We start from the raw sequence: 26,340 nt of genomic DNA, 5'->3' as shown, positions 1-26,340 counted from the left end.
GACCAACTACTGGCCAACACCATGAGTAAGCAACTGATTTTAGCGCTCTCCAAGGGGCGCATATTAGAGGAAACGCTGCCGCTTCTAGCCGACGCCGGTATCACACCGGCGGAGGATTTGAGCAAAAGCCGCAAGCTCTTGTTCGATACCAATCTGCCCGATGTGAAGTTCGTGGTCATTCGCGCAACGGATGTGCCCACCTACGTGCAGCTGGGCGCGGCGGATTTGGGGATTGCGGGTAAGGATGTGTTGCTCGAGCACGGCGCCGAAGGGCTTTACGAGCCCGTCGATTTGGATATCGCGCGCTGCCGGCTGATGACCGCGGGCGTGACCGGTCAGGCGCCTTCCAAGGCACGCCGCCGGGTCGCGACCAAGTTCGTTAACATCGCGCGGCGCTACTACGCCGAGCAGGGCATCCAGGCCGAGGTGATCAAGCTTTACGGGGCGATGGAGCTGGCGCCGCTGATGAATCTGGCCGATGAAATCGTCGATATCGTGGACACTGGCAATACGCTGCGCGCCAACGGCATGGAGCCGCGAGAGCTGATCGCGGATATCAGCACCCGGCTGGTCGTCAATAAAGCGGCCATGACCATGAAGCACGATCGTATCAAGCCGCTGCTTGCGCGGCTTTCCAGCGCGGTCGAAAAACGCCGGGCAGACGCTGTCCAGTCATAAGGGATTTTCGATGAGTAACAAAGCGGCCACCATCAATCGGCTCTCCACCGCCGAGAGCGCCTTCGGGCAACGCCTGGACGCACTGCTCGACTGGGAAGGTGTCTCCAATAGCGATGTGCAGGCGCGGGTTCATGAGCTGTTAGAGGATGTCAAAACCCGCGGCGACCAGGCCGTCATCGAGGCAACCAACCGCTTCGACCGGGTCGATGTTCGTCAAATGAGCGAGCTTTGCCTGACACCGGCGCGGTTGAAGGCCGCTTTCGACGGCCTGCCCGTTGACCAGCGCGAGGCGCTCAACGTTGCCGCCGAGCGTATCAAGCGCTACCACGAGCACCAAAAGCCCGTGTCCTGGCAGTATGAAGAGCCGGACGGCACGGTACTCGGCCAGAAGGTCTCGCCGCTGGATCGCGCGGGTATCTACGTGCCCGGCGGCAAGGCCGCGTACCCCTCGTCGGTATTGATGAACGCCATTCCTGCCCACGTGGCAGGGGTTGGCGAAATCGTCATGGTGGTGCCCGCGCCGGATGGCGTGTTGAACGAGCTGGTGCTGGCCGCCGCGCACCTGGCCGGGGTCGACTACGTCTTTACCATTGGCGGCGCCCAGGCGGTGGCCGCGCTTGCCTATGGCACCGAAAGCGTACCGCGGGTCGACAAGATCGTGGGGCCTGGCAATATCTACGTGGCGACCGCCAAGCGAGCGGTATTTGGCCAGGTAGGTATCGATATGATCGCCGGGCCTTCGGAAATTCTGGTGGTATCCGATGGCCAGACCGACCCGGAGTGGCTGGCGATGGATCTGTTCTCCCAGGCCGAGCACGACGAGGATGCCCAGGCGATTCTGATCAGTTGGGACGCCGAGCACCTCGAGGCGGTCGAGGCGGCCATCGAGCGGCTGCTGCCGACCCTGGAGCGTGAGGCGATCGTGCGCGCCTCATTGAGTAAGCGCGGCGCGCTGATTCACTGCGCAAGCGAACACGAGGCCATTGACCTGATCAATCGGGTTGCGCCGGAGCACCTGGAGCTTTCGGTGGCCAACCCGGAGCAGTTGGCCGAGCAGGTACGCCACGCCGGGGCGATCTTCATGGGGCGCTACACAGCCGAGGCACTGGGCGACTACTGCGCCGGGCCCAACCACGTGCTGCCCACCTCGGGTACCGCGCGCTTTTCATCCCCCCTGGGTGTTTACGATTTTCAAAAGCGTTCGTCGATCATCCACTGCACTGCCGAGGGCGCCTCGGCGCTTGGCAAAACCGCCTCCGTGCTTGCCCGGGGCGAGTCACTCACCGCCCACGCCCGCTCCGCCGAATACCGCATTCGCGACTAGGTGGCTTCGCGCCAGCGTTTGCTGGCGCGCTTTCCGTGCGGCTACGAGCCGCCCTCAGGCCCTAGAGTGGCGCGGACCGGCGTAGGGCGCTCTCCGACTTCCACGGTCGTCTCGATACGCTCGCCGTTACGTACCACGGTGAGTGGCAGCGACGTGCCTGGTGGGATCGACGCGATATCGCTCATGGTCGCCCGAGCGTCCAGAATCGCCTGATTGTCGATGGAGAGCAGCACGTCGCCGGGTTGAAGCCCCGCCTGGGCGGCCGGGCCTTCGCTCACCACGCCCGCCACGATTACCCCCTGGGGCGTACGCAGCCCGAAAGAGGCCGCAAGCTCGCGGGACAGCGCCTGAGCTTCGATCCCCAGCCAGCCGCGAATCACCCGGCCGCGTGTGACCAGTTCGTTGAGGATGCTGTGGGCCAGATTGGCCGGGATGGCGAAGCCGATACCCTGGGAGCCGCCGGAGCGCGAGAAGATCGCCGTATTGATGCCCACCAACGCGCCTTCAGCGTTGACCAGCGCGCCGCCGGAGTTGCCGGGGTTGATCGCCGCGTCGGTCTGAATGAAATCCTCGTAGGCGTTGAGGCCCAAGTGGCTTCGGCCGGTGGCGCTGATGATGCCCATGGTGACGGTCTGGCCGACCCCAAAGGGGTTGCCGATCGCCAGCGCCACGTCCCCCACGGCGACTTCCTGGGAGTCGGTGAGCTCGATCACCGGCAAATCTTCCAGGTCGATGCGCAGCACGGCCAAATCGCTTTCCGGGTCGGTGCCGATCACCTCCGCCAGGGTTTCGCGGCCGTCGCGAAGCGCTACCTGAATCTGATCGGCGTCGTTGATGACGTGATGGTTGGTCAGCACGTAGCCGTCCTGGCTGATGATTACCCCGGAGCCCAGGCTCGACAGCATACGCTGGTGGGCAGTGGGGTCGTCGCCGCTGAAAAACTGCTGAAAAAACGGGTCCGACATCAGCGGATGCTGGTCGCGCTCGACGATCCGCGAGGAATAAATATTCACCACCGCCGGGGCAGCTTGATTGACCGCATCCGAGTAGCTGGCCGGCCCCTGATTGCGATCCAGCGGCGCCGCCTGGCGGATTTCCGGGCGCGGGCGGTTAACGTCCTGAGGGTTCGTTTCGCCGGCGGGAACCAGGGCGCCAGGGGTTTGCGCCGGCGGGGTGGCTCGAAACGGGTTGGGCAACAGGTCGGGAAAAGCAAATAGCAGCAGCGCAGCCAGAAGAACTCCGGTAACGATTGGCCATACATAGGGCAGCACATAGCGGTGCATGCGAGACATCCTCAGCCGTTGACGGTCTTTTGGGCACGAAAGGGGCGCGGTGGTAGGCGTTTCGTACAAGCATTGAGTTCGCGACGTCTTGTTCGCAAGGCCTTGTTCGCGATAACAAGACGCGAGCTTTACAATAGTGAATAGGGTAACACTTTTTGAACGCGATCCTCAGTAGCCAAACCCCATAAGGAGACGACGTGGTTAACCGCGACCAGCTTGTCAAAGCGTGCGATCACCAGCTTCGCGCGTCCCGTTTCAAGGATTACACCGTCAACGGTCTACAGGTAGAAGGGCGCGAAAGCGTCACCCGGGTGATGACCGGCGTGACGGCCAATCAGGCGCTGCTCGAGGAGGCCGTCGCTTGGCAGGCGGACATGGTGCTGGTCCATCATGGCTATTTCTGGAAAAACGAACCGGTGGCGATTACCGGCATGAAGCAAAAGCGTATCAAGACGCTTTTGAATCACGATATCAACCTGCTCGCCTACCACCTGCCGTTGGATGCCCACGCCGAGCTTGGTAACAATGCCGAGCTTGCCAGGCGTTTGGGCTGGAAAGTGGAAGGCTGCATCGACGGCGAGCTCGGTGAGGGGCTTTTATGGTCGGGGCGGCTGGGTCAGGCCCAGTCTCTTCAGGGCCTGGCCGAGCAAGTAAGTGCGGTGCTGGAGCGTGTGCCGACGGTGATCGAGGCGCCCGGCCTTGCCCGTATCGAACGTGTCGCCTGGTGTACCGGTGGCGCCCAGGACATGATTACCGCCGCTTATGAGGCGGGGGCCCAGGTGTTCGTCTCCGGTGAAATCTCTGAGCGCACCACCCACCTGGCCCGGGAAATGGGGATTCACTACATCGCGGCCGGCCACCACGCGACCGAACGTTTCGGCGTTCAGGCGCTGGGCGAGTGGTTGGCCAGCGAGTACGGTGTCACCCACCGCTTTGTCGATATCGACAACCCGGCCTGAACGTAAAAAAGCGAGGGAGAACCCTCGCTTTTTTGATTGGCGTGCCGTGTTTCGGCGATGGCTTTAGTAACGCGGCGGCTGGTCGACGGCAGGTTCTTTCGCCTTCGTGTCTTTCAAGCCGTACTCCTCGGAGAGGGTGCCGCCCTTGCCGTCGGCGTAGTCGCGGGGGGTGGCGGGCGTCTCGGCCTCGGGGGCTGCGGGCGTTGCCGAAGAGCCCGTTGCCGGTGCTTTTCGCGGCTGCGTGAAAGCGGTGTCCGGGCTGGTGGCCAGTTCCCACTGCTCGGCGCCGGCGTCCAGCTTGTCCTCGATGTCGTCGGCCTGGCTGCGGATGGCCTCGAGGCACTGGCGAACGTCGCTTACGTGGCTGCCCATCGCTTTTTTGAGTTCGGCGATCTGGTGTTCGCGCTCCAAAAGCGTTTGCTTAAGCGATGCCCGATGGCGCTCACCCTTGCTCGCCAGCCGATAACACAAAAGGCCGATCAAGAATCCAACGGCCAGGCCGATCAGCGCATAGATGATTGGTGAGTTTGCTTCCACAGTTTTCTCCCTAAAACCAGGTTGGATCAGTTCAGGCGCATCGCCAAGCGCTAATGCACGTTTGGCCTCATTATAGGCGTCAGTTGGCGGGTTGGGTCAATGCGCCGATGCGTTCAGGGTTTATCCAGCGTATAATTTGGCTGCTTTACAGCGCTTTGCCCCTCGCGCAGGCGCTTAAAACCGCTACTTTGCGACCGTATTTTGCGCCGCCTCAGGTGGCCACTGCGCTTCCCGCGCCACCCTTTGGAGAGTGTTTGAATGTCATCGAAAACCGCCTCGGCCAAGGCAAGTTCCACGCACCCGCCAACGCCTCTGGCGCGTTATAAAAGCGATATTCAGCGCGACGATTTTCAATTCGACCAGGCCCAGCAAAAGGCCGTCGAGCACCTGCAGCGTCTCTACGACGAGTTGCTGGCAACCCCTTCTACGACGCCGAAAACCGTAGTAGCCAACAAGGGGTTCAAGGCGCGCATGGCCGGGCTCATGGGCAAGAAAACGTCAAAAGATGAGCCCGCCATGCCGCGGGTGAACGGTCTTTACTTTTGGGGCGGCGTGGGGCGGGGTAAAACCTATCTGGTAGATACCTTTTTCGAGGCGCTGCCGTTTCCCGATAAGATGCGCACCCATTTCCACCGTTTCATGCAGCGGGTGCATAACGAGCTCAACCACTACAAGGGCGAGAAAAACCCGCTCGAGCTGATTGCGGGTAAGTTTGCCTCTGAAGCGCGCGTCATTTGCTTTGATGAGTTCTTCGTCAAGGACATCACCGATGCCATGATTTTGGCCAATCTTTTGGAAGCGCTTTTCGAGCGCGGCGTGGTGCTGGTGGCGACCTCCAATATCGTGCCCGACGATCTCTACAAGGATGGGCTTCAGCGGGCGCGCTTCGAGCCTGCGATCGCGCTTTTGAACCGCCACTGCGAGGTGGTCAATGTGGACTCCGGCGTGGATTACCGGCTGCGCGCGCTGGAGCGTGCCGAAATTTTCCACTCGCCCTGCGATGACGAGGCCGAGCGTGAGCTTGCGCGTAGCTTCAAGGAGATTGCCGGCCAGGCCGGCGAGCAGGATGCGCCGCTGGAGGTCAATCACCGCGTGCTGAAAACGCGCCGCCTGCACGAAAACGTGGCCTGGTTCGAATTTCGCGAGCTTTGCGACGGCCCGCGCAGCCAAAACGACTATATCGAGATCGCCCGCGAGTTTCACACCGTGCTGGTTTCCAACGTCATCCAGATGAGTGCCAAGCAGGAAGACCAGGCACGGCGCTTCATCAATATGGTCGACGAGTTCTATGATCGGGGCGTTAAGCTTTTAATGTCGGCGGAGGTCGAGGTCGAGTCGCTCTATACGGACGGCAAACTCTCCTTCGAGTTCGAGCGCACGCTCTCAAGGCTTCAGGAAATGCAGTCCCGGGAGTATCTTGCGCTGGCCCACAAGCCGTGAGGCCGTGGTAGAAAGCCGGGCCGGCAGGGTAATAAAAATGCCCGTGGCGCTTAACGTGGCGCGTTTTGTCGTGTAGAATGCCGCCTCGCTGTACGTTACGGGCGTTTTCCTTGCCCGTAACCAAAAAAAATAGGGATGGTGCTTATCCGCTTGGCGGCTAGGTCACCCAATACATTTAATCTGGTGAATTTCATCCATGAAGACGTTCAGTGCTAAGCCGCAGTCCGTCCAGCGCGACTGGTATGTTGTCGATGCCACGGACAAAACGCTCGGTCGTCTGGCTACCGAAATCGCTCGCCGCCTGCGTGGCAAGCATAAGCCCGAATTTACACCTCACGTTGACACCGGCGACTACATCGTCGTCATCAACGCCGAGAAAGTCCAGGTCACAGGTAAAAAGGCCACGGACAAGAACTACTACCGTCACACCGGTTACCCGGGCGGTTTGCGCTCCATGACGTTCAACCAGCTGCGTGACCATGCGCCTGAGCGTATCATCGAGTTTGCCGTTAAAGGCATGCTGCCGAAGGGTCCGCTGGGTCGCGCCATGCACGCCAAGCTGAAAGTTTACGCTGGCGCCGAGCATCCTCACGCCGCCCAACAGCCGCTTGAACTGAACATTTAAGGAAATCTTCGCCATGTCACAGCAATATTACGGTACCGGGCGCCGCAAGACTTCCACCGCTCGCGTGTTCCTTAAGCCGGGTTCCGGCAACATCACCGTCAACAACCGTGCGCTGGACGACTTCTTCGGTCGCGTAACCGGTCGTATGGTGGTTCGCCAGCCGCTCGAGCTGACCGAAACGCTCAGCCAGTTCGACGTCTACGTGACCGTTGAAGGCGGCGGTGGCTCGGCACAGGCCGGCGCCATTCGTCACGGCATCACGCGTGCCCTGATGGAATACAACGAAGACTTCCGTCCTGCGCTACGTGCCGCTGGTTACGTTACCCGCGACGCGCGTCAGGTCGAGCGTAAGAAAGTCGGTCTGCGTAAAGCACGCCGTCGTCCGCAGTTCTCCAAGCGTTAATTTTTACGCGCGTTCTGCACAAAACGCCCAGGCCATCGGCCTGGGCGTTTTTTATGCCGGATGGCTGCGTTGAGAGCGCGCATCTCGAGTTAGCGTAAGCGGTGTTAAGGTGCGCGGCAGGGCGCAGGAAGATGGCGCGGGTCTGCCTCCCCCAGGGAGGCCTTGGCATGTTATTATTGTCTATTGTTTTAATGCGAGGATGCTTTCATGGGTGTTGTGGCCAAGCGGTCTTCTATGATCTTCTATTCAGGTAATGACGATCATTTTAGCCATCGAGTACGCATTGTTCTGGCTGAAAAAGGGGTCGCCGTTGATATCGTCGACGTAAACGACGAGCAGCCGCCGCAGGAGTTAGCCGATCTCAACCCCTATAACAGCGTGCCTACGCTGCTGGACCGCGATCTGGTGCTTTACGAGTCCAAGGTGATGATGGAGTATCTGGACGAGCGCTTCCCGCATCCGCCGCTGCTGCCGGTTTACCCGGTTGCGCGTGCTCAAAGCCGGCTCTGGATGCACCGTATCGAGCGCGAGTGGTGCCCCATGCTCGACCAGATTCGTACCGGCGGTAAAAAAGAGGCCGAGAAGGCGCGCAAGGAGCTTCGCGAAAGCCTGATCGGTATTTCGCCGATCTTCGAAGACATGCCGTACTTCATGAGCGACGAGTTTACTCTGGTCGACTGCTGTCTGGCGCCGATCTTGTGGCGTCTGCCGGAGCTCAATATCGAGCTTCCTGAAAAGCAGGTCAAACCGCTTCTAAACTACATGTCGCGGGTGTTCGAGCGTGAGACCTTCAAGGCTGCTTTGAACGAGCGTGAAAAAGAGATGCGCGCGTAAAAAACCCTTAAAGCCCCGCGGCGATAGCCGGCGGGGCCTTGATGAACATCAAGGGAGTCTTATGAAATCGAGCCGTCCCTATATTGCCCGGGCGCTTTATCAGTGGCTTTTGGACAACGAGCTAACGCCGCATCTGGTGGTCGATGCCACCCAGCCCGGCGTCGAAGTGCCGCGCCAGTTCGTCCAAAACGGCCAGATCGTTCTCAACGTCGCGCCGACTGCGGTGCGCGATCTATTCATGGAGAACGAGGCGGTCGGCTTTAGCGCCCGCTTTGGCGGCCAGCCGATGCAGGTCATGATCCCCATTCAGGCATTGATCGCCATCTACGCGCGGGAAAACGGCGTGGGTATGGTGTTTGGTCACGAGCCCGAGCTCGAAGAGGGTGAAGACGAGGCCGGGGAAGTCGATGGCGCCGCCCAAAGTGACGAAAGTGAAAAGAGCGGGCCTATGCTGAGCGTGACCGAGCCCACCGAGGAAGGCTCGGGCGAAACGCCCGACGCGCCCTCGGATGCGCCCGGCAAGCCGAAAAAGAAGCCGACGCTTCGCGTGGTCAAATAGCGCCAAAAGCAAAGCGTAAAGCAGCCCCATAAAAAAGCCTCGCACATTCTGCGAGGCTTTTTTTTACGCCGACTTTGGGGTTAGTCGATGTAGTCGAAGACCTTGACGATACGCTGGATGCCACCGACACTGGACGCCGCGTTGACGATGCGCTCGGCTTCCTCGCGGGTCACCATGCCCATCAGATAAACGCTGGCGTTTTCGGTGGTGATTTTGAGCTTGGAAGAGTCGATATGCTCGTTGGTGGCCAAATGGCTGATCACGTTGGTGGTAAGCCAGGTGTCGCTTAGGCGCTGGGTGGCCGGAAGGTTCGCGGCAATGGCCAGCTCGTTGTGCACCTGGTTGACGCCACGCACGCTGGAGGCGACTTCGCTTGCCGTGTCGCGAAGCTCTTCGCTCGGCACCTGGCCGACCAGCAGCACCGTACCGTTGTAGCTGTGGGCGCGAATACGCGCATCGGCCAGGCGCGCATCCGCGCGGTCGAGGGTGCGCTCGACCTGACGCTCGACCGTGGCGTCTACCGCCTCGACATCATTGCTGCGCTGGGCGTAGTTGGAGGGATTGGAGGCCGAGTTGTTGGCGCAGCCCGCCAACAGCACCGCGCTACAGGCGGTGATGAGGCAAAAAGAACGAAATGCGTTGCGAAGGGCCATGGCCGACTCCTTAAAACACGAAAATAGTCAATCAAACGGCGACGCTTCAAGCGGCGCCGCCAAAGAGCTGCTCGTCGATTAGATCGCACAGGCAGTGGATCGCCAGCAGATGCACTTCCTGAATGCGCGCGGTAGACGTGGCCGGGACGCGAATCTCGCAGTCATCCTGGCCCAAAAGCGAGGCCATGTCACCACCGTCGCGGCCGGTGAGTGCGACCACCACCATATCCCGGTCGTGGGCGGCCTGAATCGCCTGGACGATGTTGGCCGAATTACCGCTGGTCGAGATGGCCAACAGTATATCGCCTGGCTGGCCCAGGGCTCTAATCTGTTTTGAAAATACCTCGTTGTAGCTGTAGTCGTTGGCGATCGACGTCAGTGTGGAAGTGTCGGTGGTGAGCGCCAATGCCGGAAGGCTCGGCCGTTCACGCTCGAAGCGGTTCAAAAGCTCGGCGGAGAAGTGCTGGCTGTCCCCGGCGCTGCCGCCATTGCCGCAGGCAAGGATCTTGCCTTCGTTGACCAGGCACTGAACCATCATTTGACTGGCCACCTCGATAAACGGGGGCAGCACTTCGCTGGCGTAGGTTTGGGTATCAATGCTTGCATTGAAGTGGCTAAGAATGCGGGATTGAAAGTCCATTAGGGCTTCCTGGTGTCGTGTTAGTAAGCGTCGAAAGCCGCCTTCTCCCAATGATACTCGAGAGCAGGGGGTTGGCCGGTCATCGCTAGAATATCAAAGCGGCAGGGTGTTGAGACAGCGTGACGGGCCAGGTAAAGCGAGGCGGCGCGAATTAGGCGGCGCTGCTTGAGGGGGGTTACGGTCTCGAGCGGGTGGCCGTTACGTAGGGAGGTGCGGTACTTGACCTCCACGAAGACCAGGGTGTCCTGGTCCATCATGACAAGGTCGAGCTCGCCTCCTTTGACGTGGTGGTTGGCGGTGACCAGCGTTAAACCCTGACGCTGCAACCATTGAGCAGCAAGCTGCTCAATGGCGGCGCCGCGCTTGCGCGCGGTTTGCGGCTTACTGGTCACCCAGCAGGCCCGGCGAAAGGATCGGTGCCGGGCGGCCGTTTTGGAAGCGCGCCCAGGGCAGCTCGCGGTGAATGCGGCCATCGCCGGAAAGCGACAGCGTCCCGGTGCTACCGTTAAAGCCCTGAATGGAGGAGAGATCCGACAGCCGGGTCGCCAACTCGTACGCATCGACGCCCATGGCCTGCAGGCGGAAGAGCGACGCGTCTCCTTCACCGTGCAGCGCTTGGTAACTTGCATTGAACGGCAGCGCTTCTTCGCCGCCGACGGCTGCATCGGGAATCTGCCAGGGGATATCGACGAACATCACGTCGTCGAGGTCCTGGTTCAAGCGCCGTTCACGGCTGCCCTCGTTGAGGTGCGAGGTGGCGTAGATGGGCAGGTCCTGGGCGTAGTAGAAGTCCAGCATGGGCGGTACCTGGCGGGCGTAGTCCGGCAGGGCGAGCAAAAAGAGCGCGTCGATACTGCCAAGCTGAGCGCGATCGCCGCTCACGTTCAGCGCGGTTTGTACGGCGCTGGAAACCTCGTTGTTCGGGTTGTAGCGAACGGCGTTGGTGACTTCGCCCCCCTGGCCCTGGAACTCGTTCCAGAAGGCTTCGCCCACACGGCGGCCCCAGTCGTTATCCGGCACCATGACCGACACTTGGCGGCGACCGTCCTGGTAGGCGCGCCGCGCGGCCTGACGGGCTTCATCTTCGGCGGAAAGGCCGTACTGGAAAAGCCCGGCGGCCTGATTTTGTGAGCCGCTGCCGTAGTTCAGCGCAAGCGTCGGTAGCGGAACGCTGGACTGCTGTTCGAGGCGGCTGACCTGCTCCTTGTCCAGCGGGCCGACGATCAGCTGGGCGTTCATTTGCTCGGCGCGGCTATAGAGTTCGTCCATGGAATACTGCGCCGCGTCGACGAAGCTCAGCTCGACGCCCTGACCGCGAATCTCGCTGTGTTCGCGCATGGCATTGCTGATCGTATCGGCAATGTTGCTCAGCGGGCCCGACTGGGGGAGGGCGACCATGATGCGGCGAATGTCGGCGCCTTCGAGCGCCGGAAGCGAGGCTTGAACCCGGCCCGGCTCGTCCATTGCTTCCCGGGCCCACTGGGCGCGTTCGCGCAGCGTTTGCTGCTCGTTGTCGCGCATCGAGAGCTCGTCATCCAGTACCTGGGTGGCGCGCAGCACCGCGCGGGGGTCGTCAAGGGCGCGGCCAAGCTCCGAGAAGAGCAGCGCCCAGCGTACGCGGTCCTGCTCGGAAAGCGCGGCTTCGTCTACGGCGGCGGCGGCGTCGAACGCCTCTTCGCGCTGGCCCTGCTGCGCCAGGATGTTAGCGGCTTCCAGGCGGCTTAACGAGGCCTGCTCCGGCCCTTGCTGCTCGGCCTGGTTCAAAAGGCGCCCGGCATCCTCGGCGGGGGCGCGATCCACCACGCCTGGCTGCTGAATGGCGCACCCGGTCAACACCAGGGCAGTAAAGGCGCTGGCGAGCAGGCCACGGAGTGAACGTTTCATGTATGCTTCCTTGGTTTTTTCATTTGCGCTGTTTAAAGCCGAGGATAGATCCCTCAATCCTTGCAAAAGCATAGCGCACCATTAGCTAGCGTCAGCTATTAAAATCGGGAGACATTATGACTCATCAGCCTCCGGGCACATTGTACGTGGTCGCCACGCCAATTGGGAATTTGGAGGACTTAACGCCACGCGCCGCCCGGATTCTTGAAAGCGTCTCGCGCATCGCCGCCGAGGATACCCGGCATAGCGGCAGGCTTTTGAGCCATCTTGGCATCAACAAGCCGCTCATATCGCTTCACGAGCACAACGAAAGCCACCGGGTGGAGGCATTGGACGGCTACCTCGAAGCCGGCGAGAGCATCGCGCTGATCAGCGATGCGGGTACCCCCTTGATCAGCGATCCCGGTTTCATTCTGGTAAGAGAACTTCGTTCGCGCAACCGCCACATCGTGCCCATCCCCGGTGCCTGTGCGCTGGTCGCCGCGCTTAGCGGGGCGGGCCTGCCCACGGATCGATTCAGTTTTCGCGGTTTTTTGCCCGCCAAGGCCGGCGCCCGCCGTCAGGTGCTGGAGGTCTGCAGTGAGCGCGAGGAGACGCTGGTGTTCTACGAATCCCCCCACCGTATCGTGCAGACCCTGGAGGCGCTGAACGAGCAGATGCCCAACCGGGCCATCGTGCTGGCCCGCGAGCTGACCAAAACCTTCGAAACCTTTCTACAGGGCGTGGCAAGCGAGCTGCTCGATAGGCTAACCGCCGACCCCAATCAGGCCCGCGGTGAGTTCGTGGTGATGGTGGCCGGGGCGCCGGCAGCTAAAAAGCAGGACGCGCAGACCATCAACGATGAAAAGCTTTTGAAAACGCTGTTGGACGAGGGGGTCGGCGTGAAGCAAGGCGCGGCGATTGCCGCGAATCTGCTGGGCGGGCGTAAGCAAGAGTGGTACGCCAGATTGCAGGCAATGAAAACAGAGCATTGAGGCGCGGGCGGGGCGCTGGTATGCTTGCCGCCGGAGTTGGCCAGACAGTCGCCGCTGCGCGTGCGCAGGGGAGGAAAGTCCGGGCTCCATAGGGCAGAGTGCCAGGTAACGCCTGGGCGGCGTAAGCCGACGGAAAGTGCAGCAGAGAGTAGACCGCCTAAGCCCCGGAAATAAACCTTCGGGGCCGGTAAGGGTGAAAGGGTGCGGTAAGAGCGCACCGCGCGCCTGGCAACAGTGCGTGGCAAGGTAAACCCCACTCGGAGCAAGACCAAATAGGGATCCATTGGCGTGGCCCGCGCTGGATCCGGGTAGGTTGCTTGAGCGCTTTGGCGACAAAGCGCCTAGAGGAATGACTGTCCACGACAGAACCCGGCTTATCGGCCGACTCCCCATTTCCATGCAAGGCCCCTCTCGGGGCCTTCCAACACAGTGTGCGTATCATGTCCTCTGCCAGCCAGACCGTTTCCGACTTTCGCCATACCAGCGTTTTGCTAGACGGAGCGGTCGACGCCCTCGTGCATTCGGCAAACGGCGTCTACCTTGACGGCACCTTTGGCCGCGGCGGACATTCGCGCCTGATTCTTTCGCGTCTTGACGAAACCGGCCGCCTGTTGGCCATGGACCGGGACCCCCAGGCCATCGAGGCCTCCAGCGCCATCGACGATTCGCGCTTCTCGATTACCCGGCGCGAATTTGCCCGCCTTGGCGAATACGCCAAAGAGCAGGGCCTTTTCGGCAAGCTCTCCGGAATACTGCTCGACGTTGGCGTGTCGTCCCCCCAGCTCGATGATCCGGAGCGCGGCTTTAGCTTCATGCGCAACGGCCCGCTGGATATGCGCATGGACCCCACCCAGGGCGAAAGCGCGGCGGACTTTTTGGCGCACGCCAAGGAAGCGGAGATCGCCGACGTTTTCAAAACCCTGGGCGAGGAGCGTTTCGGTAAACGCCTGGCGCGCGCGGTGGTGACTCGGCGCGCCGAAAAGCCGTTCACCCACACCCTGGACCTGGCCGAGGTGCTCAAACAGGCGCACCCCGCCTGGGAGAAGGGCCGCCACCCGGCCACCAAGGCGTTTCAGGGGCTGCGTATCTACTTAAACGGCGAGCTCGATCAGCTCGACGCTGCCCTCGAGGCCGCCCTCGAAGCCCTGGCGCCGGGCGGGCATCTGGTCGTGATCAGCTTTCATTCGCTGGAAGACCGCCGAGTGAAGCGCTTCATTCGCCACCACGTGCGCGGCGATACCCACCTGCCCAAGGGCGTGCCGGTGCGGGATGATCAGATCAATCGCCGCCTCGAGGCGCTCAACAAGGGCGTACGGCCTACGCCGTTCGAGGTCGATCAAAACCCGCGCGCGCGAAGCGCGGTCATGCGGGCGGCCAAAAAGCGAGGCTGACCATGCTTGAGCGAATCGACTACTGGTGGTCCGTGTTGCGCAGCGAGTGGCCCTTCAAGCTACGTTTACGCCTCTGGCCCCTCATCATTCTGGCGCTTTTTCTCGGCTGTATGCTGACAGCACTCGCCGTGGTGGCCACGACCCACATGACGCGTACCCAGTACGCTCAGCTTCAGCGCCTCGAGCAGGAAAAGAACCAGCTGCAGACCGAGTGGGGCCAGCTTTTGCTCGAAGAGGGCGCCTGGTCGACGCCGGCACGTATCGAGCAGATCGCCACCGAGCGCCTTGAAATGCGCATTCCCGATGTAGACGATGTCGAGGTTATTCGACCATGAACCAACGCCGCCGCGGGGGCACCTCCCGGCAGACGCCCATTGCGCCGCCTTTGGGTGGCGGGCGCTTTCTGTTCATTCTCGTTTTAGTCGCCATGGCCGCCTGCGTGCTGGTCGGGCGTATTACACTCTTGCAGGTGATCGACCGGCCGTTTCTGCAAAGCCAGGGCGACGCGCGAACCCTGCGCCACGAAGTGATTCCCTCCCACCGCGGCATGATTACCGACCGCAACGGTGAGCCACTGGCCATTTCGACGCCGGTGGTGACGCTTTGGGCCAACCCCCAGGAACTCCCTACCGATGCGATCCAGCGCGTCATGCTTGCCCAGGCGCTGGGCATGAGCCTGGGGGATTTCGAGGCGCGCATCGAACGCTACGCAAGCCGCGAATTCATGTATCTTCGCCGTCAGATGACCCCCGAGGCCGCCCAGCGCATTCTCGATTTGCGCACCCCCGGGGTTTATCAGCAGCGCGAGTACAAGCGCTACTACCCGGCGGGCGAAGTCGCCGCCCAGATTCTCGGGGTGACCAACGTCGACGATATCGGCCAGGAAGGCCTCGAGCTTGCCTATCAGCCCTTTTTGGCCGGCCACCCGGGCCAGCGCCGGGTGATCAACGACCGGCGTGGGCGGTTGGTGCGCGAGCTGGGGATCATCAGCGATGCCCAGCCCGGCGGCGAGCTGACCCTGTCCATCGATCAGCGTATTCAATACATGGCGTACCGTGAGCTGCGCGCGGCGGTGGCCGAAAACGAAGCCGATGGCGGCGTGCTGGTCACCATGGATGCGCGCACCGGCGAGGTGTTGGCCATGGCCAACCTGCCGTCCTACAACCCGAATAACCGCGCCGGCCTCGACCCCCGGGGGTTGCGTAACCAGGCGCTGGTCGACGTGTTCGAGCCCGGCTCGGTGATGAAACCGCTGGCCATGGCGGCGATTCTCGAAAGCGGCGTGGTCGACCGCGACGTAATCGTGGACACCTCGCCTGGCTGGATGCGCATCGACCAGTTCACCATTCGCGATATTCGCAACTACGGCGAGCTCGACCTGCCCGGCATTCTGGAAAAATCCTCCAATATCGGTATGTCCAAGCTCACCCTGCGACTCGACGATACGACGGTCTGGGAGAAGTACAACCAGTTGGGCCTTGGGCAAAGCCCCGGTACCGGCTTCCCCGGCGAGTCCACCGGTAGCCTGCCCGCACCGGTTCGCTGGTCGCGTAGTGAGCGCGCCGCGCTCTCCTACGGCTACGGGCTCTCGGTCTCGGCGGTTCAGCTGGCCAGCGCCTATACCGCGCTTGCCAATGACGGCGTGCGCATGTCGCCCTCGCTTTTGCGCCTTTCCGAAACCCCGCAGGGGAGTCAGGCGATCGACCCGAGTGTCGCCAACGATCTGCTCGATATCCTCGAAACCTCGGTCGGGCCTACCTCCGGTGGGCGCCGTGCCCGAGTAGAGGGTTACCGGGTGGGCGGCAAAACCGGAACGGTGCGCAAAACCGGCCAGCAGGGCTACGCCGTCGACGCCTACCGCAGCGTGTTTGCGGGTATCGCACCGATTTCGGATCCGCGTATCGTGACGGTGGTGATGATCGACCACCCGCGGGCCGGCCAGTTTTACGGCGGCGCGGTCGCCGCCCCGGTTTTTTCCAGCGTGACGGGCAATGCGTTACGGCTTTTGGATGTACCGCCCGACTACGAAGTGGAATAGCGTGAAGGAGACAAAATGACGTCCAGCCCCCGCCGTTTGTGGGATGCGTTAAAGAAAGGGTGGCCGGCCAATGAGCTGCCTGAAAAGCTACCCGCCTTACCCGATGCGTTCCGTTTGACCAGCGACTCCCGAGCGGTTGCCCCGGGGGACGTGTTCATTGCCGTGCCTGGTAGCCAACGCGATGGCCGCGATTACATCGAGGCCGCCCTCGAGCAGGGAGCCGCGCTGGTGCTGGCGCACTCGAAGGAGCCGCGGGTTACCCTGGCGGGCTGCGTGCTTCATTTGCCCCACCTGGCGCTTCGCCTGGGCGAGCTGGGGCGTGCGCTGTTCGCCGTGCCCGATGACCTCGACCTGATTGGGGTGACCGGCACCAACGGTAAAAGCTCGGTCACCCACTATATCGCCGAGCTGAGCGAGCTTTTGAATACCCCGGCCGGGGTGATCGGTACTTTGGGCACGGGGCGGCTGGGCCAGCTGGCCGATAGCGGGCTGACCACACCAGGGCCGCTTTTTTTACAGCGCTCTTTGGCCGAACTTGCCCAAAGTGGTGCCCGGCGCGTGGCTATCGAAGCCTCCTCCCACGCGCTGGATCAGCAGCGCCTAACCGCCTGTAATATCCGCGCTGGCGTGTTTACCAACCTGAGTCGGGATCACCTCGATTATCATGGCAGCATGGCCGCCTACGCGGCGGCCAAGGCGAAACTCTTTCGCCGCCGGGAGCTAGAGCTTGCCGTGGTCAACGCCCAGGACCCGCTGGCAAGGCTCATGCTGGCAGGCCTGGAAAAAGGCGTGCGCGTTTTGGCCATCGGCGATGACCAGGCTTGCACGCTGCGCGTGGTGGGCTGGCACCCCCATGCGCTAGGCCAGCACGCGCTTATCGCGACCCCGGAGGGGGAAAAGACCCTCGAGATGAACCTGATGGGGCGCTTCAACCTGGATAACGTGCTGCTCGCCATCGCCACGCTTTACGGGCTTGGCGAGCCGCTCGACGCGCTTTTCGAGGCCGCGTCGAAGCTCAATCCGGTCCCCGGGCGCATGGCGCTTTATAAAGCGGCCCATTCGCCAAGCGTGGTGATCGACTATGCCCATACCCCGAATGCGCTCGACTCGGCCCTGGGCGCGCTGCGCGATCATCTAAGTGAGTCCGGCAAGCTTTGGTGCGTGTTTGGCTGTGGTGGCGAGCGCGACACCGGCAAGCGTGCGGAAATGGCGCAAGTGGCCGAAAAGCAGGCCGATCACAGCGTGATCACCGATGACAACCCCCGGGGCGAACCCGCCGACGCCATTCGCCGCATGATTGCCGAAGGCTTTAGCGAAGCCGGCGCGTTTAGCGAAATCGGCGATCGGCGGGCGGCCATCGGGCAGGTAATTGGCCAGGCCGGCGTCGACGACGTCGTGTTGATCGCGGGCAAAGGTCACGAGGCTTATCAAGAGATCGACGGCGTGCGTCATGACTACCGCGACGCAGCCGAAGTGCTAAAGGCGTTCGAGCAGTGGAGCGGCGGCTAATGCGTTGGCACGTAGCGGACATTGCCGAGTCCCTGAATCTGACCCTGCCCGCCGGCTTCCCGGCGCTTGCGTTCACACACGTGGTGACCGATACCCGGCGTATCACGCCGGGCTGTTTGTTCGTTGCCCTCAAGGGGGTGCGCTTCGACGCCCACGACTTTATCGAGCAGGCACGCACCCTGGGGGCGGCGGCCGCGCTGGTACAAACGCCGGTCGATTCGGCGCTGCCCCAGCTGGTGTGCGCCGATACCCGCTTGGCGCTCGGGCTTTTGGCCAGGGCCTGGCGCACGCGCTTCGACGCCCCGCTGGTGGCGGTTACCGGCAACAGCGGCAAGACCACCGTCAAAGAGATGACCGCGGCGCTGCTCGCGCCCCTGGGGCCGGTGCTGGCCACCGAGGCCAATCTCAATAACGACTTCGGCGCGCCGCTGACGCTTTTGCGCCTGACCCCCGAGCACCGGGCGGCGGTGGTGGAGCTAGGCGCCAATCACCTGGGGGAGATCGCCTGGACCAGCCGCCTGGCGGCCCCCGATGTGGCCATCATCACCAACGTGACCGGGGCCCACGTCGGCGAATTCGGGGGTATGGGCCACATCGCCCAGGCCAAAAGCGAATTGCTGCTGGGACTCAAGCCCGACGGCGTGGCGGTACTCAATCGTGAAGACCGCTATTTCGACACCTGGGCGGCGCTTGCCCCGGGCCAGGTACAGAGCTACGCCGTTGATAGCGAAGCGGATGTCTGCGCAAAGGCACTTTCCTGCGACAGCCAAGGGCGGTATGCTTTCACGCTTGTTCGAAAGGGGTGCGCGCTTGGCGAGGTGCGCCTGGCGCTGCCCGGCAAGCACAACGTGAGCAACGCCCTGGCCGCCGCCGCCGCCGCGCTTGCCGCTGGTGTGTCAGCGGATCGCGTGGTGGCGGGGTTGTCGGCGCTTGCGCCGCTTGCCGGTCGGCTTAGCGTGATCGAAGGGCCCAACGGCAGTACGCTTTTGGACGACACCTATAACGCCAATCCCGGTGCGATGAAGGTGGCGCTCGATACGCTTAAAAGCTTCCCCGGGCCGCACTGGTGTGCGCTGGGGGCCATGGGCGAGCTTGGCGAAAACGCCGAGGCGCTGCACGGCGAAGTAGGGCGCTACGCACGTGAAATCGGTGTCGATACGCTGCTCACCTGCGGCGACGCCGCGCGCGCCGTCAGCGATGCCTTCGGTCGCGGGTACCACTTTGACGACCACGAGACGCTTGCGCGTCATATTATTAATACGTTGCCGCCTAACGCCACGCTATTGGTGAAAGGGTCACGCAGCGCCGGCATGGAAAACGTCCTTGCCGCGCTGCTCGGTTGAAACAGGGTAAACGCCGTTCATGTTACTTCACCTGGCGAATTTGCTAGCTCAATACCAAAGCGCTTTTCAGGTTTTTAACTACCTCACGCTTCGCATCATCCTGGCGGCCATCACCGCACTCATGCTTTGCCTGTGGCTTGGGCCATGGGTCATTCGGCGGTTGGTCGACGGCCAAATCGGTCAGTCGGTACGCGACGACGGGCCCCAGTCTCACCTCTCCAAGGCCGGCACGCCCACCATGGGTGGCGTCATGATCCTCATGTCCATCGCCATCAGTACGTTCGTCTGGGGCGACCTGGCCAACCACTACGTATGGGTGGTGCTGGCCGTTACCCTGGGCTTCGGCGCGATCGGCTGGGTCGACGACTACCGCAAGGTGGTCGAGAAAAACCCCCGCGGCCTGCCGGCCAGGTGGAAATACTTCTGGCAATCCGTGGTCGGTCTCGGCGCGGCGCTGATTCTCTATTTCAGCGCGACCACCCCCGCCGAAACGAGCCTTTTGCTGCCGCTATTCAAGGATTTCGCGCTGCCGCTGGGCGTTTTCTACATCGTGCTGAGCTACTTCGTGATCGTCGGAAGCTCCAACGCGGTCAATCTGACCGATGGCCTGGACGGGCTTGCTATTATGCCCACCGTTTTGGTGGCCATGGGGCTTGCGGTATTCGCCTACGCCAGCGGTAACGCGGTGTTCGCCAACTACCTGCATATTCCGTTCATTCATGGTACCGGCGAAATCGCGGTGTTCTGCGCAACGATCGCCGGCGCTGGCCTGGGCTTTTTGTGGTTCAACACTTACCCGGCGCAGGTCTTCATGGGTGATGTCGGTGCACTAGCCCTCGGTGCGGCGCTGGGCGTCGTAGCGGTGGTCGTTCGCCAGGAGATCGTGCTGTTTATCATGGGCGGTATCTTCGTGGTCGAGACGTTGTCGGTGATCCTGCAGGTGGGGTCGTTCAAACTGACCGGGCGGCGTATCTTTCGCATGGCGCCGCTTCACCACCACTACGAGCTCAAGGGTTGGCCTGAACCCCGGGTAATCGTGCGCTTTTGGATCATTACCGTGGTGCTGGTGCTACTGGGGCTTGCCACCCTAAAAGTGCGCTAGGACGACGCGATTCTCGCAAGGCCAGCGGCTGGCTGCCAGAGCACTGGCCGCCGGATCGCCGGCCGTACGTAAGGAGCCAAGCAATGCAGATACCTGAGGGCGTGACCGCCGTTATCGGCCTGGGGGTTTCCGGCCGGGCGATCTGCCGCCATCTGGCTCGCCTGGGCGCTCCCTTTGCGCTTTTGGACACGCGTACCGCGCCGCCAGGCCTCGAAGCGTTTCAGGCGCTTTACCCCAGGGTCGCTACCTACTGTGGCCCGCTGACCGCGGTCGATTTCAGTCGCGCTCGGGAAGTCGTGATCAGCCCGGGCGTCGACCCTTGTACGCCAGGCCTTGAAGGTCTACTCGAACAGGTCGACGATATCACCGGCGAGCCGAGGCTCGTGGGGGAAATCGCGCTTTTTCGGCGCGCAGTGAAAGCGCCGGTGGCGGCGATTACCGGCTCCAACGCCAAATCCACCGTGACGACGCTGCTAGGCGAGATGGCCCGTGCCTGCGGTGTCGACGCCGCGGTCGGGGGGAATCTGGGCACGGCGGCGCTGGAGCTTCTGGAGACCCACCCCGAGGCAGCGCTTTATATTCTTGAGCTATCGAGTTTTCAGCTGGAGACGACCCCGCGCCTCGACGCGACGGCCGCGGCATTTTTGAATCTAAGCGAAGACCACCTCGACCGACACGAAAACCTTGCGCGCTACCGCGAGGCGAAGGCGCGTATTTTTATCGGCGCCGAACACGCGGTGGTCAACGCCGACGACCCGCTGACCTGGCCTCGCGGCGCCGCGCAGGTTTCGCGCTTTGGCAGCCGCGCCCACGAGGCAGGGGAGTGGGGGCTGAAAACCGTGGAAGGCCAGACGTGGCTCGCCCAGGGGGAAACCCTACAGCTACGCACGGATTCGCTGAGCATGGCCGGCCAGCACAACTACATGAACGCCCTGGCCGCCCTTGCCCTGGGCGACCGCCTGGGGTTCTCGCTATCCGGCATGTGCCGGGCGCTGGTGGATTTCAAGGGCCTGGCCCACCGCAGCGAAGTCATCGCCACGCTTAACGGGGTGCGCTGGGTCAACGACTCCAAGGGCACCAACGTGGGGGCGACCCTGGCCGCTATCGACGGCATCGGTGCCACCCTCGAAGGGCGGCTCGTTTTGCTGGCCGGGGGTGTCGGCAAGGGCGCGGACTTTACGCCGCTGGCGGCGCCGCTCGCCCGTTACGCCCGGGAAGTCGTGGTGTTTGGCGCGGATGCCCCGCGCCTGAAGGCCGCCCTGGGTGAAGCGGTCCCGGTGCGCGAGGTGGCCGACCTCGCCCAGGCCATGGCGCTTGCCTTCGAGACAGCGCGCCCGGGGGACTGCGTGTTGCTTTCCCCGGCCTGCGCCAGTCTCGATCAATTTGCCAACTTCGAAGCGCGCGGCGAGGCGTTTCGTGAGTGGGTCAACCGTCAACGCAGTGAGGTGGGTGCATGAGCCGACGCCAACGCTTTATGAATGCCGTGACCACTAAGCATCTGCCCTGCGATGTCTGGCTGATCGTGGCGGTGGTAACGCTTGCCGGGCTTGGCTGGATCATGGTGAGTTCGGCCTCGGTCGGCCTTTTGGAAAACAGCTACTACTACTCTCGCCAGCACGCGGTCTTTTTGCTGGTGGCCGGCATTGCGTGCCTTTTCATGCTGTGTGTGCCGCTGGAGGCCTGGCGCCAGAACGCCTCGCTGATTCTGCTCGCCAGTATTTTCATGCTGGTCATGGTATTGATGGTCGGTCAGGAAGTAAACGGCAGTAAGCGCTGGATCTCGCTGCCCGGCCCGCTCCCCAGCCTGCAGATTTCCGAGCTTGGCAAGGTGGGGCTGATTTTCTATATGGCGGCGTTCATGTCGCGCTTTACCTATGACCTGCGCAATCAGGCGTTCAGCATGTGGCGGCCAATTGCGGTGCTCGCCGTGCCCGCCGGGCTACTCTTTTTGGCGCCGGATTTCGGCGGCATGGTGGTGTATACCGTGTGCGTCATCGGCATGCTGATGATGAGCGGCGCTTCGCTCGTGCTATTGCTCGGCAGCGGCAGCGTTCTCGCCTTCGGCGCGGTGATGATGGTGGTGATGGAGCCCTACCGGCTGGCCCGCTGGACCAGTTTCCTGGACCCCTGGGCGGATCAGTTCGCGACCGGCTATCAGTTGACCCAGGCGCTGATCGCTTTCGGGCGCGGCCATGTCGCCGGCACCGGGCTTGGCAATAGCGTGCAAAAACTCCACTACCTGCCCGAGGCGCATACCGACTTCATCTTCGCGGTGATCGCCGAAGAGCTCGGTATGATCGGCGCGATCAGCGTGGTGGCGCTCTTTACCCTGTTCGTTACCCGCGCCATGCTGATTGGCCGGCGCGCGGAGCTTGCCGGGCATCTGTTCGGCGCTTATGTAAGCTACGGTATCGGGTTCATCGTCTCCGCCCAGGCGTTTATCAATATGGCGGTAAGCTCCGGGCTTCTGCCCACCAAGGGGCTGACACTTCCCCTGATTAGCTACGGCGGCTCGAGTCTTCTGGTGACCGGTATGATGATTGGCCTGCTGCTGCGCGTAGACGCCGAAACCCGCCACCGGCCCCGGCGCGCCTCCACCCCGTATAAGTCTCGCTTCGAGCCGCGTTTATCTTGAGTAAGGAGTTATTTGTGACGACGAATGCACGTCGACGCATTTTGATCATGGCCGGGGGTACCGGCGGTCACGTGATTCCTGCGCTGTCGCTCGCCCGGGCGCTGCAGGCGCAGAACGTCGCGGTGGAGTGGCTGGGAAGCCCGCGCGGCATCGAAAACCGCCTGGTGCCCGAGGCCGGCATTACCCTTCACACCGTGGCCATTGCCGGGCTGCGCGGCAAGGGCATGGCGGGCTGGCTTAAGGCGCCGTTCAATTTGAGCCGCGCGGTGTGTGATGCCCGTCGCGTCATCAAACGCTTCCAGCCCGACGTCGTCGTCGGCCTTGGCGGCTTTGCCAGCGGCCCTGGCGGGCTCGCTGCCAAACTTTCGGGTATACCGCTGGTGATTCACGAACAAAACGCCGTGGCAGGGCTGACCAACCGGGTGCTTTCACGGCTGGCCAACAAGACCTACGCCGCTTTCGAGAACGCCTTTGGTCCTCGCGCCGAGGTGATCGGCAACCCCGTACGCGGCGAGATCGCCGTGCTGGGTGAGACGCCGCGCACAAACGCCGAGCTCGCCGCGCGCCGGCTCAGGTTGCTGGTGGTCGGCGGCTCGCTGGGTGCCGTGGCGCTCAACGAGCGCCTGCCGGTGGCGCTAGCGGCGCTGGATGAAGCCAGCCGCCCCGAGGTGTGGCACCAGGCAGGTAAGGATCGCGATGAAGCGACACGCCAGGCGTATCACTCCCTCGATATCGAGGTCCAGGTGAGCGCGTTCATCGATGACATGGCCGCCGCCTACGACTGGGCGGATCTAGTGGTCTGCCGCGCGGGCGCTTTGACCGTGGCCGAACTTGCCGCGGCGGCGAAACCGGCCCTGTTGGTGCCGTTTCCTTTCGCGGTGGACGATCATCAGCGCGTCAATGCCGATGTGCTGGTCCAGGCCGGGGCGGCGCGCTGCGTAGTGCAAAAGGAGCTGACCCCGGAGCGGCTGACTGCGCTTTTGGGTGAGCTATTGACCCACGATACCTTGGCCAGCATGGCTTCGAGCGCGCGCCAGGCGGCGCACCTGGACGCCACTGAGCGTTTAGCGGCAGGATGCCTTTCGTTAGTGAAGCAAGGAGATTCGGTGTGACCGATTTAACGACCGACAAGCCAGGCCCATCCGTGACCCCCACCGGGCCTGGCATGCGGCGAATCAAACGCCTGCATTTCGTGGGTATCGGCGGGGCGGGCATGTGCGGCATTGCCGAGGTGCTGGCCAACCAGGGCTACGCGGTTAGCGGTAGCGACATGAAAGTTTCGACGGTGACCGAACGCCTGCGCGGCTGCGGCGTCAAGGTCTTCATGGGCCACGCGCCGGAAAACGTCGAGGGCGCCGACGTGGTGGTGGTATCCAGCGCGATCGATGAAACCAATCCGGAAATTCGCTGGGCGCAGGAGCACCGCGTGCCGGTGGTGCGCCGCGCGGAGATGCTGGCCGAGCTGATGCGCTTTCGCCACGGTATCGCCGTCGCCGGCACCCACGGTAAAACCACCACCACCAGTTTGACTGCCACGCTGCTGGCCGAAGGCGGGCTCGATCCGACCTTCGTGATCGGCGGTAAGCTGACCAGCGCCGGTGCCAATGCGCGGCTAGGCGAGGGCGACTACCTGGTGGCCGAGGCCGACGAGTCCGACGCCTCGTTTCTGCACCTTCAGCCCATGGTGTCGATCGTCACCAACATCGACGCCGACCATATGGCGACCTACGGCGGCGACTTCGAGCGGCTCAAGACCACCTTCATCGAGTTTCTACACAATTTGCCGTTTTACGGTTTGGCGGTACTGTGCACCGACGACCCGCACGTCAATGGGCTCTGTGAGCAGGTCAAGCGCCAGTTCGTTACCTACGGCTTCAACGAAGAGGCCGACTACCGCATCACGAATTTCACCCAGCGCGAAGGCGAGGTGACGTTTACCGCGCTGCGCCCGGACGGCGCCGCGCCGCTCGAGGTGCGTCTGGCGATGCCTGGCCGTCACAACGCGCAAAACGCCATGGCGGCGATCGTAGTGGCGACCGACGCCGGGGTGAGTGACGAGGCGATTCTGGCCGGGCTCGCCGGGTTTGCCGGCGTCGGGCGGCGCTTTCAGGTGCATGGCCACTTCCCGGCGCCGGGCCAAGACGGCGAGATCATGCTGGTCGACGACTACGGCCACCACCCTCGTGAAGTCGATATGGTGATCAAGGCGGTCCGCGCCGGTTGGCCCAAGCGGCGCCTGGTGATGCTCTACCAGCCTCACCGCTACAGCCGCACCCGGGATCTGTTCGAGGATTTCGTGCGCGTACTCTCCCAGGTCGACACCCTGGTGCTGCTGGACGTTTACAGCGCCGGCGAGGCGGTGATTCCCGGCGCGGAAGGGCGAACGCTTGCCGGCTCGATTCGTCAGCGCGGCGAAGTCGACCCTCTGTTCGTCGAGGAAAAGCAGGAGCTTTCGACGATTTTGAAAAAGGTGCTGCGCCCGGACGACATTCTAATCACCCAGGGCGCCGGCGATATCGGCGGTATTTCGCTGGCCCTGGCAAAGGCAAGGCTTGTGCTGGACGAGGTTGAGCTATGAGTACACGAGCAATGAATACGCCGCTGGATAACGTCGTGGTCGTGTTGGGGGGCGTCTCCGGCGAGCGCGAGGTGTCGTTGAAAAGCGGAGCAGCCATACTCGAAGCGCTGAAGCGCCAGGGCGTGAACGCCACGGGCTATGACCCACGCGATGGCGGCCTTGCCGGGCTCGAGGCGCTGGCACCTTCACAGGTGTTCATCGCCCTGCACGGGCGCGGCGGCGAAGACGGTACGCTCCAGGGCGCGCTCGAGCTTTTGAACATTCCCTACACCGGCAGCGGCGTGCTCGCATCGGCTTTGGGTATGGATAAAGAGCGCACCAAGCAGGTGTGGCGCGCTCAGGGGCTGCCGACCCCTGAAAGCATCACGCTGGACGACGATGCGAATTGGAGCGCGGTCATCGACGCACTCGGCCTGCCCATGATCGTCAAGCCCGTTCACGAAGGCTCGACGCTTGGGATCAGTATCGTCAAAAGCGAAGCGCAGCTGAAAGCCGCTTATACCGAGGCCGCTCGGTTCGACGCTCAGGTCATGGCCGAGCGGTTCATCGAAGGCGAAGAGTACACCGTGGCGCTCTTGGGGGATGAAGCACTCCCCGCTATTCGCGTCGAAGTGCCCGGCGGCTTTTACGACTACGAAGCGAAGTACCTCTCCGATACGACGCTTTACCATTTGCCCTGTGGGCTGGACGCGAGTGAGGAGCAGGCGCTGGCCGCGCTTTGCCAAAAGGCGTTTCGCGCCATGGGCGGGCAGGGCTGGGGGCGGATCGATGTGATGCGCGACGCCGACGGCACGTTCTGGCTGATCGAAGTGAATACCGTGCCCGGTATGACCGATCATAGCCTGGTTCCCCAGGCCGCGGCGCACGCTGGCGTCGGCTTCGACGAGCTGGTCATGAAGATATTAGCGACCGCCGGCCCCGCATGAGCTTCTACTGTGAAGATAGTGCTAT

At 62.6% G+C, this 26,340-nt stretch carries 26 protein-coding genes and 1 other RNA gene; 21 read left to right on the top strand and 6 right to left on the bottom strand.

Annotated elements, in window-relative coordinates; translation table 11 throughout:
* Positions 1-21 precede the first annotated feature (21 nt).
* Positions 22-678: an ATP phosphoribosyltransferase gene (gene hisG / locus ACWHXT_RS10020; protein ID WP_447529037.1), complete on the top strand. Its 657-nt coding sequence runs from the start codon at positions 22-24 to the stop codon at positions 676-678.
* 10 nt (positions 679-688) lie between these two features.
* Positions 689-2,002 (top strand): histidinol dehydrogenase, encoded by a 1,314-nt coding sequence (hisD, locus tag ACWHXT_RS10015; RefSeq protein ID WP_447955725.1) that lies wholly within the window; start codon positions 689-691, stop codon positions 2,000-2,002.
* A gap of 41 nt (positions 2,003-2,043) precedes the next feature.
* On the opposite strand, the gene ACWHXT_RS10010 is transcribed toward hisD, so the two are convergent.
* Positions 2,044-3,285 carry a S1C family serine protease gene (locus ACWHXT_RS10010; protein WP_447955724.1) on the bottom strand — a complete coding sequence of 414 codons (1,242 nt, stop codon included), beginning with the start codon at positions 3,283-3,285 and terminating at the stop codon, positions 2,044-2,046.
* Positions 3,286-3,482: 197 nt separating this feature from the next.
* Here ACWHXT_RS10010 and ACWHXT_RS10005 point away from each other — a divergent pair, with 197 nt between their 5' ends.
* Positions 3,483-4,244, top strand: a complete 762-nt coding sequence (locus tag ACWHXT_RS10005) for a Nif3-like dinuclear metal center hexameric protein (RefSeq protein WP_447955723.1) — start codon at positions 3,483-3,485, stop codon at positions 4,242-4,244.
* A gap of 63 nt (positions 4,245-4,307) precedes the next feature.
* Here the strand turns inward: ACWHXT_RS10005 and ACWHXT_RS10000 are convergent, their stop codons facing one another.
* The gene (locus tag ACWHXT_RS10000) at positions 4,308-4,781 is read right to left on the bottom strand and encodes a YhcB family protein (RefSeq protein WP_447955722.1); all 474 of its coding nucleotides are present in this window, start codon (positions 4,779-4,781) and stop codon (positions 4,308-4,310) included.
* Positions 4,782-5,039: 258 nt separating this feature from the next.
* On the opposite strand from ACWHXT_RS10000, the gene zapE reads away from it, so the two are divergent.
* From zapE to ACWHXT_RS09975, 5 genes are all read left to right on the top strand, one after another.
* Positions 5,040-6,221: a cell division protein ZapE gene (gene zapE / locus ACWHXT_RS09995; protein ID WP_447955721.1), complete on the top strand. Its 1,182-nt coding sequence runs from the start codon at positions 5,040-5,042 to the stop codon at positions 6,219-6,221.
* 196 nt (positions 6,222-6,417) lie between these two features.
* On the top strand, positions 6,418-6,846 hold the full coding sequence (gene rplM / locus ACWHXT_RS09990; protein ID WP_447529031.1) for a 50S ribosomal protein L13: 429 nt from the start codon (positions 6,418-6,420) through the stop codon (positions 6,844-6,846).
* Between the two features lie 13 nt (positions 6,847-6,859).
* Positions 6,860-7,249, top strand: a complete 390-nt coding sequence (gene rpsI / locus ACWHXT_RS09985; protein ID WP_447529030.1) for a 30S ribosomal protein S9 — start codon at positions 6,860-6,862, stop codon at positions 7,247-7,249.
* Between the two features lie 207 nt (positions 7,250-7,456).
* Positions 7,457-8,083 (top strand): stringent starvation protein SspA, encoded by a 627-nt coding sequence (sspA, locus tag ACWHXT_RS09980; RefSeq protein WP_447529029.1) that lies wholly within the window; start codon positions 7,457-7,459, stop codon positions 8,081-8,083.
* 61 nt (positions 8,084-8,144) lie between these two features.
* Positions 8,145-8,642: a ClpXP protease specificity-enhancing factor gene (locus ACWHXT_RS09975; RefSeq protein WP_447955720.1), complete on the top strand. Its 498-nt coding sequence runs from the start codon at positions 8,145-8,147 to the stop codon at positions 8,640-8,642.
* A gap of 80 nt (positions 8,643-8,722) precedes the next feature.
* On the opposite strand, the gene ACWHXT_RS09970 is transcribed toward ACWHXT_RS09975, so the two are convergent.
* Genes ACWHXT_RS09970 through ACWHXT_RS09955 form a run of 4 tightly spaced genes read right to left on the bottom strand, consistent with a single transcriptional unit; the run spans position 8,723 to position 11,819 of the window.
* Positions 8,723-9,295, bottom strand: coding sequence for a BON domain-containing protein (locus ACWHXT_RS09970; protein ID WP_447926202.1), 573 nt, complete (start codon positions 9,293-9,295; stop codon positions 8,723-8,725).
* Between the two features lie 46 nt (positions 9,296-9,341).
* The gene (locus tag ACWHXT_RS09965) at positions 9,342-9,935 is read right to left on the bottom strand and encodes a phosphoheptose isomerase (RefSeq protein WP_447926201.1); all 594 of its coding nucleotides are present in this window, start codon (positions 9,933-9,935) and stop codon (positions 9,342-9,344) included.
* 20 nt (positions 9,936-9,955) lie between these two features.
* Entirely contained in the window at positions 9,956-10,327 is a 372-nt protein-coding gene (locus ACWHXT_RS09960; RefSeq protein ID WP_447955719.1) for a YraN family protein, read from the bottom strand.
* Positions 10,317-11,819 carry a penicillin-binding protein activator gene (locus tag ACWHXT_RS09955; protein ID WP_447955718.1) on the bottom strand — a complete coding sequence of 501 codons (1,503 nt, stop codon included), beginning with the start codon at positions 11,817-11,819 and terminating at the stop codon, positions 10,317-10,319. Before ACWHXT_RS09955 ends, ACWHXT_RS09960 begins: the two co-directional genes overlap by 11 nt.
* Positions 11,820-11,935: 116 nt before the next feature.
* Between ACWHXT_RS09955 and rsmI the strand changes: the two genes are divergently transcribed.
* The 13 genes from rsmI to ACWHXT_RS09890 all read left to right on the top strand — a co-directional run bounded on the left by rsmI (position 11,936) and on the right by ACWHXT_RS09890 (position 26,315).
* The gene (gene rsmI / locus ACWHXT_RS09950; RefSeq protein ID WP_447955717.1) at positions 11,936-12,793 is read left to right on the top strand and encodes a 16S rRNA (cytidine(1402)-2'-O)-methyltransferase; all 858 of its coding nucleotides are present in this window, start codon (positions 11,936-11,938) and stop codon (positions 12,791-12,793) included.
* Between the two features lie 32 nt (positions 12,794-12,825).
* Positions 12,826-13,186, top strand: an RNA gene (gene rnpB / locus ACWHXT_RS09945) — RNase P RNA component class A.
* 47 nt (positions 13,187-13,233) lie between these two features.
* Positions 13,234-14,184, top strand: coding sequence for a 16S rRNA (cytosine(1402)-N(4))-methyltransferase RsmH (gene rsmH / locus ACWHXT_RS09940; protein ID WP_447955716.1), 951 nt, complete (start codon positions 13,234-13,236; stop codon positions 14,182-14,184).
* A 2-nt stretch (positions 14,185-14,186) separates the two neighbouring features.
* Complete coding sequence (ftsL, locus tag ACWHXT_RS09935; protein ID WP_447529021.1) at positions 14,187-14,519, top strand: cell division protein FtsL; 333 nt, start codon at positions 14,187-14,189, stop codon at positions 14,517-14,519.
* The gene (locus ACWHXT_RS09930; RefSeq protein WP_447926196.1) at positions 14,516-16,222 is read left to right on the top strand and encodes a peptidoglycan D,D-transpeptidase FtsI family protein; all 1,707 of its coding nucleotides are present in this window, start codon (positions 14,516-14,518) and stop codon (positions 16,220-16,222) included. The genes ftsL and ACWHXT_RS09930 overlap by 4 nt, the downstream gene beginning before the upstream one ends.
* A 15-nt stretch (positions 16,223-16,237) precedes the next feature.
* The gene (locus tag ACWHXT_RS09925) at positions 16,238-17,731 is read left to right on the top strand and encodes a UDP-N-acetylmuramoyl-L-alanyl-D-glutamate--2,6-diaminopimelate ligase (RefSeq protein ID WP_447955715.1); all 1,494 of its coding nucleotides are present in this window, start codon (positions 16,238-16,240) and stop codon (positions 17,729-17,731) included.
* Positions 17,731-19,074 (top strand): UDP-N-acetylmuramoyl-tripeptide--D-alanyl-D-alanine ligase, encoded by a 1,344-nt coding sequence (locus ACWHXT_RS09920; RefSeq protein ID WP_447955714.1) that lies wholly within the window; start codon positions 17,731-17,733, stop codon positions 19,072-19,074. The genes ACWHXT_RS09925 and ACWHXT_RS09920 overlap by 1 nt, the downstream gene beginning before the upstream one ends.
* 19 nt (positions 19,075-19,093) lie before the next feature.
* Positions 19,094-20,176 (top strand): phospho-N-acetylmuramoyl-pentapeptide-transferase, encoded by a 1,083-nt coding sequence (gene mraY / locus ACWHXT_RS09915; RefSeq protein WP_447529017.1) that lies wholly within the window; start codon positions 19,094-19,096, stop codon positions 20,174-20,176.
* An 83-nt stretch (positions 20,177-20,259) separates the two neighbouring features.
* Positions 20,260-21,633: a UDP-N-acetylmuramoyl-L-alanine--D-glutamate ligase gene (gene murD / locus ACWHXT_RS09910; RefSeq protein WP_447955713.1), complete on the top strand. Its 1,374-nt coding sequence runs from the start codon at positions 20,260-20,262 to the stop codon at positions 21,631-21,633.
* Complete coding sequence (ftsW, locus tag ACWHXT_RS09905; protein ID WP_447955712.1) at positions 21,630-22,811, top strand: putative lipid II flippase FtsW; 1,182 nt, start codon at positions 21,630-21,632, stop codon at positions 22,809-22,811. Before murD ends, ftsW begins: the two co-directional genes overlap by 4 nt.
* A gap of 14 nt (positions 22,812-22,825) precedes the next feature.
* Positions 22,826-23,923, top strand: coding sequence for an undecaprenyldiphospho-muramoylpentapeptide beta-N-acetylglucosaminyltransferase (gene murG / locus ACWHXT_RS09900; RefSeq protein ID WP_447955711.1), 1,098 nt, complete (start codon positions 22,826-22,828; stop codon positions 23,921-23,923).
* 53 nt (positions 23,924-23,976) lie between these two features.
* Complete coding sequence (murC, locus tag ACWHXT_RS09895; protein ID WP_447958027.1) at positions 23,977-25,389, top strand: UDP-N-acetylmuramate--L-alanine ligase; 1,413 nt, start codon at positions 23,977-23,979, stop codon at positions 25,387-25,389.
* Complete coding sequence (locus ACWHXT_RS09890) at positions 25,386-26,315, top strand: D-alanine--D-alanine ligase (protein WP_447955710.1); 930 nt, start codon at positions 25,386-25,388, stop codon at positions 26,313-26,315. Before murC ends, ACWHXT_RS09890 begins: the two co-directional genes overlap by 4 nt.
* Positions 26,316-26,340: the final 25 nt, after the last annotated feature.

It is taken from the genome of Vreelandella halophytica, assembly GCF_968193635.1.
The sequence above is the reverse complement of the archived record's forward strand: the minus strand, read 5'-3'. Positions and strand labels throughout refer to the sequence as shown.